This is a genomic window from Enterococcus sp. LX10 (genome assembly GCF_023539285.1).
GTDB classification, from domain to species: domain Bacteria; phylum Bacillota; class Bacilli; order Lactobacillales; family Enterococcaceae; genus Enterococcus; species Enterococcus faecalis.
In genome coordinates this window covers 1,543,803-1,558,604 of sequence record NZ_CP092784.1, presented here as the reverse complement: position 1 = coordinate 1,558,604, position 14,802 = coordinate 1,543,803, and the positions used below count along the sequence as shown (strand labels likewise).

15 protein-coding genes are annotated in these 14,802 nt (G+C 36.4%); 13 read left to right on the top strand and 2 right to left on the bottom strand.

All coding sequences use genetic code 11. From position 1 onward, the window contains the following. Positions 1-32: 32 nt before the first annotated feature. The 6 genes from hprK to MKZ30_RS07415 all read left to right on the top strand — a co-directional run bounded on the left by hprK (position 33) and on the right by MKZ30_RS07415 (position 5,030). Entirely contained in the window at positions 33-968 is a 936-nt protein-coding gene (gene hprK / locus MKZ30_RS07440) for an HPr(Ser) kinase/phosphatase (protein WP_002357309.1), read from the top strand. 17 nt (positions 969-985) lie between these two features. After that, a complete protein-coding gene (gene lgt, locus MKZ30_RS07435) occupies positions 986-1,819 on the top strand; it encodes a prolipoprotein diacylglyceryl transferase (RefSeq protein ID WP_002408908.1) in 834 nt (277 codons plus the stop codon). Between the two features lie 68 nt (positions 1,820-1,887). Continuing rightward, positions 1,888-2,910 carry an NAD(P)H-dependent glycerol-3-phosphate dehydrogenase gene (locus tag MKZ30_RS07430; protein WP_002357312.1) on the top strand — a complete coding sequence of 341 codons (1,023 nt, stop codon included), beginning with the start codon at positions 1,888-1,890 and terminating at the stop codon, positions 2,908-2,910. Positions 2,911-2,921: 11 nt separating this feature from the next. Continuing rightward, a complete protein-coding gene (galU, locus tag MKZ30_RS07425; RefSeq protein ID WP_002357314.1) occupies positions 2,922-3,818 on the top strand; it encodes a UTP--glucose-1-phosphate uridylyltransferase GalU in 897 nt (298 codons plus the stop codon). 177 nt (positions 3,819-3,995) lie between these two features. Next, positions 3,996-4,427 (top strand): DUF948 domain-containing protein, encoded by a 432-nt coding sequence (locus tag MKZ30_RS07420; RefSeq protein ID WP_002357316.1) that lies wholly within the window; start codon positions 3,996-3,998, stop codon positions 4,425-4,427. A gap of 15 nt (positions 4,428-4,442) precedes the next feature. Then, positions 4,443-5,030: a YtxH domain-containing protein gene (locus MKZ30_RS07415; protein ID WP_033601009.1), complete on the top strand. Its 588-nt coding sequence runs from the start codon at positions 4,443-4,445 to the stop codon at positions 5,028-5,030. Positions 5,031-5,150: 120 nt separating this feature from the next. Here the strand turns inward: MKZ30_RS07415 and MKZ30_RS07410 are convergent, their stop codons facing one another. After that, entirely contained in the window at positions 5,151-6,254 is a 1,104-nt protein-coding gene (locus tag MKZ30_RS07410; protein WP_002408910.1) for an aminopeptidase P family protein, read from the bottom strand. Positions 6,255-6,468: 214 nt separating this feature from the next. On the opposite strand from MKZ30_RS07410, the gene ccpA reads away from it, so the two are divergent. The 3 genes from ccpA to MKZ30_RS07395 all read left to right on the top strand — a co-directional run bounded on the left by ccpA (position 6,469) and on the right by MKZ30_RS07395 (position 9,445). Further along, positions 6,469-7,470: a catabolite control protein A gene (gene ccpA / locus MKZ30_RS07405; RefSeq protein WP_002357319.1), complete on the top strand. Its 1,002-nt coding sequence runs from the start codon at positions 6,469-6,471 to the stop codon at positions 7,468-7,470. Between the two features lie 189 nt (positions 7,471-7,659). Beyond that, positions 7,660-8,352 carry an ABC transporter ATP-binding protein gene (locus tag MKZ30_RS07400; protein ID WP_033601008.1) on the top strand — a complete coding sequence of 231 codons (693 nt, stop codon included), beginning with the start codon at positions 7,660-7,662 and terminating at the stop codon, positions 8,350-8,352. Further along, positions 8,345-9,445, top strand: coding sequence for an ABC transporter permease (locus MKZ30_RS07395; protein ID WP_249958749.1), 1,101 nt, complete (start codon positions 8,345-8,347; stop codon positions 9,443-9,445). Before MKZ30_RS07400 ends, MKZ30_RS07395 begins: the two co-directional genes overlap by 8 nt. 185 nt (positions 9,446-9,630) lie before the next feature. Here the strand turns inward: MKZ30_RS07395 and MKZ30_RS07390 are convergent, their stop codons facing one another. Next, complete coding sequence (locus MKZ30_RS07390) at positions 9,631-12,042, bottom strand: transglycosylase domain-containing protein (protein WP_033601006.1); 2,412 nt, start codon at positions 12,040-12,042, stop codon at positions 9,631-9,633. A 184-nt stretch (positions 12,043-12,226) separates the two neighbouring features. On the opposite strand from MKZ30_RS07390, the gene tyrS reads away from it, so the two are divergent. From tyrS to MKZ30_RS07375, 4 genes are read left to right on the top strand one after another with little or no spacing between them, the layout of a single operon-like run. Further along, complete coding sequence (gene tyrS / locus MKZ30_RS07385; RefSeq protein WP_002357324.1) at positions 12,227-13,489, top strand: tyrosine--tRNA ligase; 1,263 nt, start codon at positions 12,227-12,229, stop codon at positions 13,487-13,489. Between the two features lie 4 nt (positions 13,490-13,493). Next, positions 13,494-13,673, top strand: coding sequence for a hypothetical protein (locus MKZ30_RS13365; RefSeq protein ID WP_002365741.1), 180 nt, complete (start codon positions 13,494-13,496; stop codon positions 13,671-13,673). Further along, positions 13,670-14,332, top strand: a complete 663-nt coding sequence (locus MKZ30_RS07380; protein WP_002408425.1) for a YdeI/OmpD-associated family protein — start codon at positions 13,670-13,672, stop codon at positions 14,330-14,332. The genes MKZ30_RS13365 and MKZ30_RS07380 overlap by 4 nt, the downstream gene beginning before the upstream one ends. Continuing rightward, the gene (locus tag MKZ30_RS07375; RefSeq protein WP_010816559.1) at positions 14,332-14,799 is read left to right on the top strand and encodes a DUF1801 domain-containing protein; all 468 of its coding nucleotides are present in this window, start codon (positions 14,332-14,334) and stop codon (positions 14,797-14,799) included. The genes MKZ30_RS07380 and MKZ30_RS07375 overlap by 1 nt, the downstream gene beginning before the upstream one ends. The last annotated feature ends 3 nt before the right edge of the window (positions 14,800-14,802 follow it).

Sequence of the window (14,802 nt, the reverse complement as noted above, 5' to 3'; positions counted from 1 at the left end):
ATAACAAGTAGCAGAAAGGACTGACATTCGATATGACAGAAGTGGTAAAGATTTATCAACTGGTAGAAAATCTTTCTTTAGAAGTAGTCTACGGAGATGAAGAAAGCTTAAATAGAACAATTAAAACTGGTGAAATTTCCCGGCCAGGCTTAGAATTAACTGGGTATTTTAATTATTATTCCCATGATCGTTTACAATTATTTGGGAGCAAAGAAATTACCTTTGCGGAACGAATGATGCCTGAAGAGCGTTTATTAGTGATGCGCCGTTTATGTGCGAAAGATACTCCAGCCTTTATAGTATCCAGAGGACTAGAAATCCCCGAAGAATTGATTACAGCAGCAAAAGAAAATGGGGTTTCTGTGTTACGTTCACCGATTTCAACTTCCCGTTTATTAGGGGAACTATCCAGTTATTTAGATGGTCGCTTAGCTGTTCGGACAAGTGTCCATGGGGTTTTAGTTGATGTTTATGGACTTGGTGTTTTGATTCAAGGAGATAGCGGTATTGGTAAAAGTGAAACAGCTTTAGAGCTTATTAAACGTGGCCATCGGCTAATCGCAGACGATCGTGTCGATGTTTATCAGCAAGATGAATTAACCGTGGTGGGAGAGCCACCAAAAATTTTGCAGCATTTAATTGAAATTCGTGGTATCGGGATTATTGACGTCATGAACCTGTTTGGAGCTAGTGCGGTCCGCGGCTTTATGCAAGTTCAATTGGTCGTTTATTTAGAGGCATGGGAAAAAGACAAGAAATATGATCGCCTCGGTAGTGATGATGCAATGGTTGAAATAGCTAACGTTGATGTCCCTCAGATTCGCATTCCTGTTAAGACTGGCCGAAATGTGGCCATTATCATTGAAGTAGCAGCAATGAACTTCCGCGCGAAAACAATGGGCTATGATGCAACAAAAACGTTTGAAGAGCGCTTAACCCGTTTAATTGAAGAAAATTCAGGAGAATAGAAGGAGAAGATGTGATGATGTTAGCTCAAGTGAATTCAATTGCATTTCGCCTTTTCGGTATTCCCGTCTATTGGTATGCAATTATTATTGTTTCAGGGATTGCTTTAGCTGTTTGGCTAAGTAGTCGTGAAGCCGTTCGTGTTGGTTTAAAAGAAGATGATGTCTTTGACTTTATGCTCTGGGGATTACCAGCAGCAATTGTTGGCGCGCGCTTGTATTACGTCGCTTTTCAATGGCAGGATTACGTAGACAATCCGATTGAAATTTTCTTTACTCGAAATGGTGGCTTAGCGATTTATGGTGGTCTTATTGGTGGGGGACTGGCGCTGTTTTTCTTTACGCGTCATCGTTTCATTTCTACATGGACTTTTTTAGATATTGCCGCACCAAGTGTGATTTTAGCGCAAGCAATTGGTCGCTGGGGCAACTTTATGAATCATGAAGCCTATGGGCCAGCGACCACCAGACAATTTTTAGAAAATCTCCATTTACCAACGTTTATCATTGATAACATGAATATCAACGGAACGTATCATCAGCCAACATTTTTATATGAATCTGTCTGGAATGTTTTAGGCTTTATCGTTTTATTGTTATTACGCAAAAAGCCACACTTTTTAAAAGAAGGCGAAGTCTTTTTAGGTTATATAATATGGTATTCTTTCGGCCGTTTCTTCATCGAAGGCTTACGGATGGACAGTTTGTATGCGTTTAGTAACATTCGTGTCTCACAATTGTTGTCTTTAGTGATGTTCGTGGCAGCAATTGTTATTGTGATTGTTCGTAGAAGGAATCCCAATTTGAAATTTTACAATCGGGAGAAACAAAAGAAAAAAATAACAACTTCTTAATCCAACTTGATCGAAGAATATGGTAAACTAGAGAAGTAACGTTGTTTAGCGAAAGGAGAGTTTCACCGATGAAACAAAAAGTCGCTGTTTTAGGTCCAGGTTCCTGGGGGACAGCTTTAGCTCAAGTATTAGCCGAAAATGGACACGAGGTCTGTATTTGGGGAAATAAACCAGAGCAAATCGATGAAATAAATACAAAACACACCAACAAACATTATTTACCAGAATTAATCTTACCTACTTCAATTCAGGCAACCACTGATTTAGCCACTGCTTTAGTAGATGTTGATGCGGTACTGTTTGTGGTACCAACTAAAGCCATTCGTTCAGTAGCACAAGAAGTGGCCCAACATTTAAAAACAAAACCAATTATTATTCATGCAAGTAAAGGGCTCGAGCAAGGTACACATAAGCGGATTTCAGAAGTGATAGCAGAAGAGATTCCAGCAGAAAAACGGCAAGGGATTGTGGTTTTATCTGGTCCAAGCCATGCAGAAGAAGTCGCTGTTCATGACATCACAACCATTACAGCAGCAAGCGAAAATTTAGCAGACGCTGTGTATGTGCAAGAGTTGTTTATGAATGATTACTTTAGAATTTATACGAACGATGATGTGATTGGTGTAGAAACAGGGGCGGCCTTAAAAAATATTATTGCTTTGGGCGCCGGAGCGATTCATGGCTTAGGCTTTGGTGATAATGCCAAAGCGGCAATTATGACTCGTGGTTTAGCAGAAATTAGTCGTTTAGGGGTTGCGATGGGAGCAAACCCATTAACATTTATTGGTTTAAGTGGTGTTGGGGATTTAATTGTTACTTGTACAAGTGTCCATTCTCGAAATTGGCGTGCGGGTAATTTATTAGGAAAAGGCCATAAGTTAGATGAAGTCTTAGAAAACATGGGCATGATTGTGGAAGGTGTTTCAACAACTAAAGCAGCCTATGAATTGGCACAACAACTAGAAGTCGAAATGCCAATCACAGAAACAATCTACAATGTCTTGTACAATGACGAAGATGTACAACAAGCAGCAAAAGAAATCATGTTGCGCGATGGCAAAACCGAAAACGAATTTACACTTGATTTTTAGGAGGAAAAAAGATGAAAGTTAAAAAGGCAGTTATTCCAGCAGCTGGGTTAGGAACACGTTTCTTGCCGGCTACTAAAGCGATGGCAAAAGAAATGTTACCGATTGTTGATAAACCAACGATTCAATTTATTGTAGAAGAAGCACTAGCTTCAGGAATCGAAGATATTTTAATTGTGACAGGTAAAGCCAAACGTCCGATTGAAGATCATTTCGATTCAAATGTTGAATTAGAAAATAATTTAAAAGAAAAAAATAAAACCGATTTATTGAAATTAGTCGAAGAAACAACGGATGTTAATTTACATTTTATTCGTCAATCCCATCCGAAAGGCTTAGGACACGCTGTTTTACAAGCGAAAGCATTTGTTGGCAATGAACCTTTTGTCGTGATGTTAGGCGACGATTTAATGGAAGATAAAGTGCCATTAACGAAACAATTAATGGATGATTACGAACAAACACATGCTTCGACAATTGCGGTAATGAAAGTACCCCATGAAGATACTTCAAAATATGGTATTATCAATCCAGAAAAAGAAATCGAAAAAGGACTATACAATGTCGAGAACTTTGTTGAAAAACCAAAACCTGAGGAAGCACCAAGTGATTTAGCGATTATCGGCCGTTATTTATTAACCCCTGAAATTTTTGATGTACTTGAAAATCAAAAACCAGGCGCTGGTAACGAAATTCAGTTAACTGATGCGATTGACACTTTAAATAAAACACAACGCGTTTTTGCTCGTGAGTTTAAAGGAGAACGTTACGACGTTGGCGATAAATTTGGGTTTATGAAAACAAGCATTGAATATGGTTTGACTCATCCAGAAGTAAAAGATAATTTACGAGAATACATTATTAATTTAGGTGCTCAATTAGCGAAAAAAGAGCAACCAAAAGAAAAATAAATAAAAATAAGCGTAAAATTTCAATTCGTTAGAAGGAAATTTTACGCTTATTTTCTTAAAGAAAAGGGCATGAGAATTTTATAAAATAAATTGTCATTCTTAGCTTTATGAGTTGTGAAAAATATAAGTTGGTGTTATCCTAAGATTATAAATAAAATTTCAGAGGGGAGTAATGATATGTCAGGTGGGGAAATTGCTGCCTTAATTGCAGCGGTAGCATTTGTTGTTTTAGTCATCTTTTTAGTACTTGTGTTATATAAAGTTTCTCAAGTTGTTTCAAAAATTGAAGATACAATTGATGAAACAAATACAACAATCAAAGTCGTGACTAGCGATGTGAATGTATTGAGTCGCCAAGTGGAAGGCTTGCTTGTTAAAAGTAATGAACTATTGACAGATGTGAATCAAAAAGTAGCAACGATTGATCCGTTGTTTACGGCCGTTGCTGATTTAAGCGAAAGTGTCTCTGAATTGAACACCTCAAGTAAACATTTGATTACGAAGGTAGGAACCGTAGGGAAAGGCACAGCGAAAGCTGGTTTAGTGAGTAAAGTAGGCGGTTCTGCTTTTAGAGCAATGCGTTCAAAAAATAAAAAAACAAATAACTAATTGGAGGAGATTTTTATGGCTAAAAAAGGCGGATTTTTCTTAGGAGCAGTAATTGGTGGAACAGCAGCAGCCGTTGCCGCATTATTACTTGCACCAAAATCAGGTAAAGAATTACGTGATGATTTATCAAATCAAACAGATGATTTAAAAAACAAAGCGCAAGATTACACAGATTATGCTGTTCAAAAAGGAACAGAATTAACAGAAATCGCAAAACAAAAAGCCGGCGTTTTATCAAATCAAGCCTCTGATTTGGCAGGTTCTGTCAAAGAAAAAACAAAAGATTCATTAGATAAGGCACAAGGTGTTTCTGGCGACATGCTTGATAACTTTAAAAAACAAACAGGTGATTTATCTGATCAATTTAAAAAAGCAGCTGACGATGCTCAAGATCACGCGGAAGATTTAGGTGAAATCGCCGAAGATGCAGCAGAAGATATCTATATTGACGTTAAAGATTCTGCGGCAGCGGCCAAAGAAACTGTTTCTGCTGGTGTCGGTGAAGCAAAAGAAGCCACCAAAGATGTTCCTGAAAAAGCTGCAGAAGCAAAAGAAGATGTTAAAGATGCAGCGAAAGACGTAAAAAAAGAATTTAAAGGGTAATAAGCGTTTAGTTCATGAAAGCTAGCAACATATCGCGCTGCTTTTGTTCAGCGGCTTGCCTTAAAATTTAGAAATGAGGCCATCAGTCCGGTTGACTGATAGCCTCATTTTATTTTTATGCTATTGAATAATTTGCAATTCTTTAGTTGTCTTAGTGAATGGTTCGGAACCTGTTTTGGTTACGTGTAAACAATCTTCAATACGAACGCCTACTTTTCCAGGAATGTAAATACCGGGCTCAATAGAGAAACACATACCTTCTTCAATGACTAAATCATTGCCATGAACCAGCGATGGGTATTCATGGACAGTGGTTCCAATGCCATGGCCTAAGCGATGGTTAAAGTATTCACCATAACCAGCTTTTGTGATTACACCTCGAGCAATATCATCTAATTCGCCTGCTGTAACACCAGGTTTCACCGCTTCAGTTGCTGCTAATTGTGCTTCTAAAACAATTCCATAAATTTCTTTTTGGAAATCAGAAGGTTCCAAGTAGCTGACTGTTCGTGTGGCATCACTACAATAGCCATTATGAACGACACCTAAATCAAATAGCACTAAGTCATGGGGCTCAATTTTTGTTTCGCCAGGTACCCCGTGAGGACTAGCTCCGTTTTTTCCTGTTAAGACTAACGTATCAAAACTCATTGAGCGAATACCTTGACGTTTTAATTGATACTCGATTTCTGCAACAATTTCTTGTTCCGCAACGCCTGCTTGAATTGCTTTGAAGCCAATCTCAAAAGCGACATCCGCCCAACTACCAGCTTCTAGTAAACGTTGAATTTCAGGTTCTGTTTTAATTAATTGAAGTTTTTCAATTAAAGGCGTAACATCATGCGAAAAATCGCTAGCTGGGAAATAGGTTTTCAATTGATCGAAACGAGCTAAAGAAAGAGCTTGTTTTTCTAAAGCAAAGCGTGGCGTGCCTTGTGTTCGTTTATTTAACAATGCCGCAATTTTTTCCCAAGGATTTTCGCTATCTAAATAACCATAAACGGGATAAGTCCAACTACTATTTTCGGCATCTTCGACTTCTAATGCAGGTGTAAATAAAAATGATTGGTCGTCCGCAGCGATAAACAAAGCTAACACGCGTTCATGAGGTTCGCTTTCGTAACCGGAAAAGTAAGCGATATGACCAGGATCACTAATATAAGTGAAGTCAATCTTTTCTTGGTGCATCCAATTTTTTAAATCGGCAATTTTTTCTTGATTCATAAAACATCCTTCTTTCTTTTATTCTGAAGTGAATCACAGTACTATCATAACATGAAATGACAAAAAGTTCCTTTTGAAATGGAAAGTAAATTTTCATGAAAAAACGATAAAACGGTTGCAAAAATAGAAGAATTTTGATATTCTAGGCTAGGAAAGAAATGTAAACAGTGTTTTCAGAAAATGAGAACAAATTCATATTTATAGGAGAAGAAACATGGAAAAACAAACAATTACAATTTATGATGTTGCTAGAGAGGCAAATGTATCTATGGCTACTGTTTCTCGTGTTGTCAATGGTAATCCCAATGTAAAACCAGCAACGCGTAAAAAAGTCTTAGAAGTGATTGATCGCTTAGATTACCGTCCTAACGCAGTCGCACGTGGTTTAGCAAGTAAAAAAACGACAACAGTGGGTGTCATTATTCCAGATGTTAGTAATGCATTTTTTGCTTCATTAGCACGTGGCATTGACGACGTGGCTACAATGTATAAATATAATATCATTTTAGCTAATTCAGATGGAGACGATCAAAAAGAAGTTACTGTATTAAACAATTTACTTGCAAAGCAAGTAGATGGGATTATCTTTATGGGTCATCGCATTACAGATGATATTCGTGGTGAATTTTCACGTTCAAAAACACCTGTTGTCTTAGCAGGTTCAATTGATCCAGACGAACAAGTTGGTAGCGTTAATATTGATTACACAGAAGCAACGAAAGATGCAACAGCGACTTTAGCGAAAAATGGGAACAAAAAAATTGCTTTTGTTAGTGGTGCATTAATCGATCCAATTAATGGTCAAAACCGAATGAAAGGCTACAAAGAAGCTTTAGCGGAAAATGGCTTGTCTTATAATGAAGGCTTAGTTTTTGAATCTGAATATAAATTTAAAGCAGGCATTAATTTGGCTGAGCGTGTCCGTAATAGTGGGGCAACTGCTGCCTTTGTTACAGATGATGAGCTAGCGATTGGTTTATTAGATGGGATGCTAGATGCTGGTGTGAAAGTTCCAGAAGAATTTGAAATCATTACAAGCAATAACTCATTGCTTACAGAAGTCTCTCGTCCACGTCTATCAAGTATTACACAACCTTTATATGATATCGGTGCCGTGTCAATGCGCTTATTAACAAAACTAATGAACAAAGAAGAAATTGAAGAAAAAACAGTTGTTTTACCTTATGGAATTGATCAAAAAGGTTCAACAAAATAAGAGAAAATTCTACTAGAAATGCAAAAAAGTACAAGAAGAAATCATGAAAATGATTTCTTCTTGTACTTTTTTGCATTCTGCTATTAATACACAGTAAGATTGAAAATTAAAATAAGATTAAGTTGATTAGAAAATCAGTCGGTAAAGCATTACTTATGGTATCTTTAGATTAAAAAAAGAGGTGTTTCTGTGAAGGTAAAAGAATTAACTGTCGAGTATGGTAATAGAACAATTATAAAAAATTTATCTATGCAAGCTGAATTTGGTGAAATAATTGGCTTAGTTGCTCCTAATGGAACTGGAAAAACCACGTTCTTTAAAGCTATATCTGGTTTAATCCCTAGAAAAAATGGAAATATTAGTTTAAATAAGATTGATTACAATAGTAGAAGTGCAACGTATTTAAAAGAACTATTTTTTATTGAAAGTAGTAAAAATTTATATGATTATTTGACGCCAAAAGAACATCTTGAATATATTAAAGCCGCTTGGAAAAGTAATAGCGATATAGAGCATATTTTTGAACAATTAAAGATGAAAGAATATCAAAATAGAACAATAAAAAAATTATCTCTCGGAATGAAACAACATGTATTATTAGCGATGTACCTAGCAAGTGATGCAACAATACTTTTGTTAGACGAACCTTTTAATGGCTTGGATCCTACTAGTGTTAGTTTATTCATAATGTGCTTAAAAGAAATAGTTTCTAAAGATAAAATAGTTATTTTATCTTCTCATGATTTGTATAATGTTGAACACACATGTACACGTATTTTATTTATGAAAAATAAAAAGTTGGTTGAGAATGATCAACGTAACCTTTCTTTACGTGAACAATATGATAACTTATATTTAAGAGGAGAAAAGAGAAATGCTTAAGATAGAAACGATAAAAATATTGAAAGAGAAGAGTCTGTGGTTTGTGTTTGTAGCCTTTATTTTAATGTTAATTTATCCGTTACTAGCTCAACCCCAACAACTTTCTTTTAAAGAAATGCAATATGAAAACCGAATCAAAAATAACGAACAAGCGAAAGAAAAAATGAAAAATGAACCTGCAGCAAAAGAAACTTTAAATGAGATAGAAGATGAAAGTGAGCAATTAAGGAAAGCAATTAATGCCATCAAAATTGGTGATGAATGGGCTTTATTAGAAGCTGAGAAAAAATTGGAAGAAAGTAATTTAAACGCAATGTTAAAAGGAACGTTGTACAGTATACCAATTATTGAGCAACAAAAAAGAGTCAAAGAATTGCAATATTTATCTGAAAACAGGATCAAACAAGTGGATTCTTCTGAAGTTGCTAAAATGCCTGCTTTGAATTACCTAGTTTTTCTTTTATCGATGGATTTTCCATATACATTATTATTAATTATCCCTAGTTTAATGATTATAGCGCTCGCAACTTTAGAAAAAAGAAAAAATACTGTTTCTTTATGGAACGGCCTTCCCTTAAAACTATGGAAAAAATATTCTATTAAAATAAGTAGTATTTTGTTTACAGTCGGATTGGTTTCTTATCTGTCAATCTTTCTTTCTGTAATCAGTGCATTTTTCAAAAATTGTCTGGGAAACCCTGATTATCCAGTCGCGATTATTGAAAAGGGACAAAGTGTTACAATCATTTCTCTTTCTAACTATTTGTCGAGAAGCCTAATTATGTTTGGTATGCTGTTATTAGCATTGACAGTATTCAGTTTCTTGCTTTCGCTGTTTACTGGAAATTTGATTGTTCATAGCTTGCTAATTGTTGGTGTGGTATTATCTTCAGGAGTTAGCCTGATTTCCAATAAATTTTTCTTTACAGCTTATATGAATTTTCCTAAAATTATTAATGGAGGAAATGGGTATGAGCCGATGGATGAGATAGGTCTCACATTTGATTTTTCTTTAAAGATGATAGTTGTCTATGTATTAATAAGTTTAATAGTATCTGCTATTGTTTTGAGAAACAGAAAGGGATTATTTTAGTTAAAATAGGTTGATTGCTGCATATTATTTCATTAAATGTAGGAGCTATTTTTGAATAGCTAGAGCTAGTATCGATGGTAACGAATAAGAGAAACAATAAAAGTAGAGACGTAATTCATCAATTGATGGATTACGTCTCTACTTTTTTACATAATTTTGGTTACAAGCTTAACTTACCAAATTCTTTAGTTGTTCTTTTTATTATCGTTGTTTTTATTGTTATTGTTGTTGTTATTATTTGTAGTGGCACGTGGAGCAAGATTTCCCCAGTAAGAAGCGTAATTGCTGTCTGTTCCACCGATTCCAAATTTATAGGTACTTTGTGGTGCACCATCTTTGGCATAGTATGAAGTCGTTGTTTTGCCAGGTGTATTGAACTTGGCACCATTATAGGTAATTGAGCCAGGTTTTTCACCAGTAAATTCAGAAACTTTTGATTTAATAACACTTGGGTCTAATTCAAATTTTTGACCAATGCCAAACAATTCTGGATTCGCATAGTACAGCGCGTTGGCTAAGTTCGCCATATAATTCCCATTATTGTCGCCGCTGGTCATCGTCATTGGCGCTGGTAGATCATGTCCTGCCCAAGAACTTAGTGTCACAGTTGGGGTAGAGACAATCAGCCATGAATCTTTATAGTCATCAGTTGTCCCAGTTTTTCCGACCCAATCAGCACTAGCTAAATGAGGATTCAAGCCAGCTAACGTTGGTTTGAATTTTGTTGTATTCGCAGAATCCACCACTGAACGTAACAAGTCATTCATAATAGAAGCGGTCGCCGGTGAATAAACTTGCGTTCCTTCATCTTTGTGTTCGTAGACCACATGTCCGCTATTGTCTGTAATTTTTTCAATCATGTAGGCTTTTTGATATTTGCCTTTGTTAGCAAGTGCTTGGAAACCGTTTGTTTGAGTTACAACATTTGTTTCTACTGGACCCAATGGCGCAGATTCGTAAGCCCAAGCATCTGAAGCTGGATAGTTCATTTTACTTAAGTAGTGATTGTAAGAAAAATTATCATCACCTTTTTTCTTTTTCAATTCTTCATTTACATGATACACAGGGATGTTAAAAGACCAGTTTAACGCATTTCGAACGGTTACAAATTGATTTAAATCCACAGTTGTTGAGTTAGCAAAAGGAGTACCATCTGAATAAGTAGTCGTGTAGTTGGCCAAACGACTTTCAGAACCAATGATTCCTTGATCAATTGCAGGACCATAGACAGAAATTGGTTTAATCGTAGAACCAACTTGACGATCGGCATTAAAGGCATGGTTGTTTTGATTAATATCGAAGTTTCTGCCGCCGATAAAACCGAGGATACGACCAGTAGCGTTATCCATTAAAATATTCCCAGTTTCAATCATTGTATTCCCATTGACATCTGCAGTTCCATCATCAAGCAAATAACCATAATTTGCGACAGCGGTTTGCATCGTGTTATAAATGTTCTGATCAATGGTCGATTGGATTGTATAGCCTTGCGACTGGATTTCGCGACGTGCTTGTTCTTCATATTGATCTAAACCAACTTGATCTAAATCATCACGATTAACTTTAGCTTTTTTCATATCTAAATCCATGACAATCTCAACTGCTTTATCTAACACCGTATAGTATAGATAGCCTTCTGTATTGACATTGGCCTGTTCAGTTGGTAAAAAGTCTTTTTTCAAGTCGTAAGCTTTGGCTTCTTCATATTCCTTTTGCGAAATAGCTTTTTCTCGGTACATACTGAAAAGAACAAAATCTTTTCTCTTCATTCCTAAAGACAAATCGTCTTTCAAGGCACCAGTGTTAGTATAGGGCGTGTAAACAATGGGACTTTGGGGAAGTCCTGCGATAAAGGCCGCTTGAGGAAGATTCAAGTCCTTGGCACTTTTACCAAAGAGTCCTTTGGCTGCTTCTTCCACGCCTGCAATATTTTCACCTTTGTTATTACGACCAAAAGGGGAGACATTTAGATAAGTTGTCACGATTTCGTCCTTAGAAAAGTATTTTTCAATGCGTAAAGCTAATAAAATTTCGTTGGCTTTCCGTTTAAAGGTCGTTTCATCAGTTAAAATCTGTTGCTTGACTAATTGCTGAGTCAATGTTGAACCACCAGAAGAACCGCCGATACCTGTCGCATCAGAAATCAACGCTCGAACTAGCGCTTTTGGTACCACCCCATGATGTTCTTCAAAATATTCATCTTCTGTTGAAATAATGGCTTTTTTTAGCAATGGAGACATTTGATCGCCATTAATTCGTGTCCGAATTAAATCTGATTTGATGTTAGCAATCGGGGTACCGTCTGCGTAAGTCATTTTTGACACTTCGGTAATATCACTGATTTCTTTTTGCAATTCTTCCTTCGTTGGGGGCTGTGTATCTTCAACTAGAAAAGCAAAATAGCCCATTCCGATACCTAAGCCAAGAGAGCCACCTAAGACAATCAGAATAACCCCAAAAACCACTAATGACTGAAAAACGCGAATAATGACATTTAAAATAAGTAAAAAGACATTGCCGCCAGAAGAGGTCGTTGGTTTTTGCTTATTGTTACTTGAATTATTTTTCAAAAGCTTCACCTCAATAAAATGATACATTCTGTGTTATTATAGCAAAAAAAAGCTTCTATGAATAGTTTCTACACCAATTGCCATTTTTTGTTGAAAAAACTTAAGAGAAAATAGGTAAATCTCATTTTTTGACTTTTCAAGTGTGACAGAATCGGTTACTATGAATAGGGGAATTTGATCTATTATTATGTTTTACTATAGGAGGAAAATCATGAATTCAGCTTTTTTTGAAGAATTAAAAGCCCGTGGGTTGGTCTACCAAGTCACAGATGAAGAAGCCTTACAAAAACAATTAAATGAAGAATCTGTTAAATTATATATCGGCTTTGATCCAACGGCAGACAGTTTACACATCGGGCATCTACTGCCAATTCTTATGTTACGTCGTTTCCAACAAAATGGTCATGTGCCCATTGCTTTAGTTGGTGGCGGAACAGGCATGATTGGTGATCCATCATTCAAAGATGCAGAACGTAGTTTAAACACACTTGATACAGTGAAAGCTTGGTCTGAAAGTATTAAGGGCCAGTTGTCACGTTTTATCGATTTTGAAGATGAAAAAAATCCAGCGATTCTAGCAAATAACTATGATTGGCTTGGAGAACTTTCGTTAATTGATTTCTTACGTGATGTTGGAAAAAACTTTACAATTAACTATATGATGAGTAAAGAAAGCGTGAAACGCCGAATCGAAACAGGAATTTCTTATACTGAATTTGCGTATCAATTATTACAAGCGTATGATTTCTTGAAATTGTACGAAACAGAAGGTTGTTTATTGCAATTAGGCGGCAGTGATCAATGGGGAAACATTACTTCAGGGATTGAATTATTACGCCGAGAACAAGAAGTTCAAGGATTTGGCTTAACTATGCCTTTAATTACAAAAGCGGATGGTACCAAATTTGGTAAAACAGAAGGAAACGCAGTTTGGCTAGATGCGGAAAAAACTTCGCCATATGAATTTTATCAATTCTGGATTAACACAGATGATCGTGATGTCGTGAAATTCTTGAAATATTTTACTTTCTTAACATTGGATGAAATTGCAACAATTGAAGAAGAATTTACAGCGAACCCAGGTCAACGTGCTGCGCAAAAAGCGTTAGCCAAAGAAGTGACTACTTTAGTCCACGGTGAAGCAGCCTATCATCAAGCGGTTAAAATTTCAGAAGCTTTATTCAGCGGGGATATCCAAAGCTTAACAGCAGAAGAAATTAAACAAGGCTTTAAAGATGTACCAACGTACGAGGTGCAACCAGAGGATCAATTAAGTTTAGTTGACTTATTAGTTACCTCAAAAATAGAACCATCCAAACGTCAAGCCCGTGAAGATGTACAAAATGGAGCGATTTACGTCAATGGAGAACGTCGACAAGATTTAGCAGCTGAATTGACAGAAACTGATAAAATCGAAGGACAATTTACTGTGATTCGTCGCGGGAAGAAAAAATATTTCTTGTTAAAATACTAAAAAAATGAAAGCTTGGGACGAAGGTCGTTTAGACAACAGGTTCCAAGCTTTCGCTTTTAAAAAAGATAAATTGGGATTAATTCTGTTACAAAAAACTCTTTTTTACTATTGGGCATATTCAATTACAGATAACTTGTGCTATGCTAGAATAAAAAGTGCAGTCGCTATAAGGAGTAGGTTATGAAATCAATTGTCGAAAAGTTAAACTTAACGAAGTATCAGCACCCAGTTATTTTAAATAGACCACAGGCAGAGTATCTATCTGAATTTGCTTCAGCCGCGCAGCAATTACCCTCAGAACCAGTTGAGCTGATTTTTGCATTTGTGAAAACGATGGCGGAATTTCAAGAGATTGTTTCAATGGTGATTGAAGGTCAACATTTAGTAGAAAATGGGTTGTTATATGTGGCTTATCCGAAAAAAGGCAATAAAATCTATCCAACCTTTGTCCACCGAGATGAAATTTTTCCAACATTACAAGTAAATGAGGCAGATGGGTATATTAAAGGCTCAACCTTAAAATTTAATCGCATGGTTAGTTTAGATGAGACTTTTACGGTTGTCGGCATGAAGAATGTTCTTAAAAAGCCAGCGAAGAATCAGACCAGTTCTGCTGTTGGGGATTATGTTCAATATTTACCAGAAATTGAAGCGTTGGTACAAACAGAACCAGCTGCTGCAGCGACATTCGCTGCATTAACGCCTGGTTATCAAAAAGAGTGGGCGCGGTATGTATTTAGTGCAAAGCGAGCGGAGACACGGAAAAAGCGGCAAACTGAAATGTTAGTCATTTTAAAAGAAGGCTATAAAACCAAAGCGCTTTATCAGCAAAGGAAGAAATAATGGCGCAGTCAATTGAAACAGTTACAGCATATATCGAAACAGTTGAACCAAACTGGCGAATTGCTTATCAGCAAGTATTAGATGTTGTTTCGCAAAATTTGCCAGCAGGATTTGAATTAACAATGCAATATGGCATGCCAACCTTTGTTGTACCGCTTTCAGTATTTCCAGAAGGCTATCTCAACCGTAGTGATGAACCGTTACCATTTATCAGTTTAGGCGCTACTAAAAGGCAAGTAGCTTTATATCACATGGGATTAATGGGAAATGAAGCCGTCCGAAGTTGGTTTCAAGAAGCCTATCAGGAACAAGTGTCAACAAAGCTAAACATGGGGAAAAGTTGTCTTCGCTTCACTAATCCTAAGCGAATACCCTATGAACTAATTGGCGAATTAGTAACAAAAATCACGCTTGAAGAATGGCTGCAACAGTATCAACACTACCAAAAGAAAAAGAAGAATTATTAGGAG

Coding starts and splice junctions, on each gene's coding strand:
- MKZ30_RS07380 (WP_002408425.1), top strand. CDS start 13,670: ATGAAATCAATTGTCGAAAAGTTAAACTTAACGAAGTATCAGCACCCA.
- lgt (WP_002408908.1), top strand. CDS start 986: ATGTTAGCTCAAGTGAATTCAATTGCATTTCGCCTTTTCGGTATTCCC.
- MKZ30_RS07430 (WP_002357312.1), top strand. CDS start 1,888: ATGAAACAAAAAGTCGCTGTTTTAGGTCCAGGTTCCTGGGGGACAGCT.
- MKZ30_RS07420 (WP_002357316.1), top strand. CDS start 3,996: ATGTCAGGTGGGGAAATTGCTGCCTTAATTGCAGCGGTAGCATTTGTT.
- hprK (WP_002357309.1), top strand. CDS start 33: ATGACAGAAGTGGTAAAGATTTATCAACTGGTAGAAAATCTTTCTTTA.
- MKZ30_RS07415 (WP_033601009.1), top strand. CDS start 4,443: ATGGCTAAAAAAGGCGGATTTTTCTTAGGAGCAGTAATTGGTGGAACA.
- tyrS (WP_002357324.1), top strand. CDS start 12,227: ATGAATTCAGCTTTTTTTGAAGAATTAAAAGCCCGTGGGTTGGTCTAC.
- MKZ30_RS07410 (WP_002408910.1), bottom strand. CDS start 6,254: ATGAATCAAGAAAAAATTGCCGATTTAAAAAATTGGATGCACCAAGAA.
- MKZ30_RS07395 (WP_249958749.1), top strand. CDS start 8,345: ATGCTTAAGATAGAAACGATAAAAATATTGAAAGAGAAGAGTCTGTGG.
- MKZ30_RS07390 (WP_033601006.1), bottom strand. CDS start 12,042: ATGTATCATTTTATTGAGGTGAAGCTTTTGAAAAATAATTCAAGTAAC.
- galU (WP_002357314.1), top strand. CDS start 2,922: ATGAAAGTTAAAAAGGCAGTTATTCCAGCAGCTGGGTTAGGAACACGT.
- MKZ30_RS07375 (WP_010816559.1), top strand. CDS start 14,332: ATGGCGCAGTCAATTGAAACAGTTACAGCATATATCGAAACAGTTGAA.
- ccpA (WP_002357319.1), top strand. CDS start 6,469: ATGGAAAAACAAACAATTACAATTTATGATGTTGCTAGAGAGGCAAAT.
- MKZ30_RS13365 (WP_002365741.1), top strand. CDS start 13,494: ATGAAAGCTTGGGACGAAGGTCGTTTAGACAACAGGTTCCAAGCTTTC.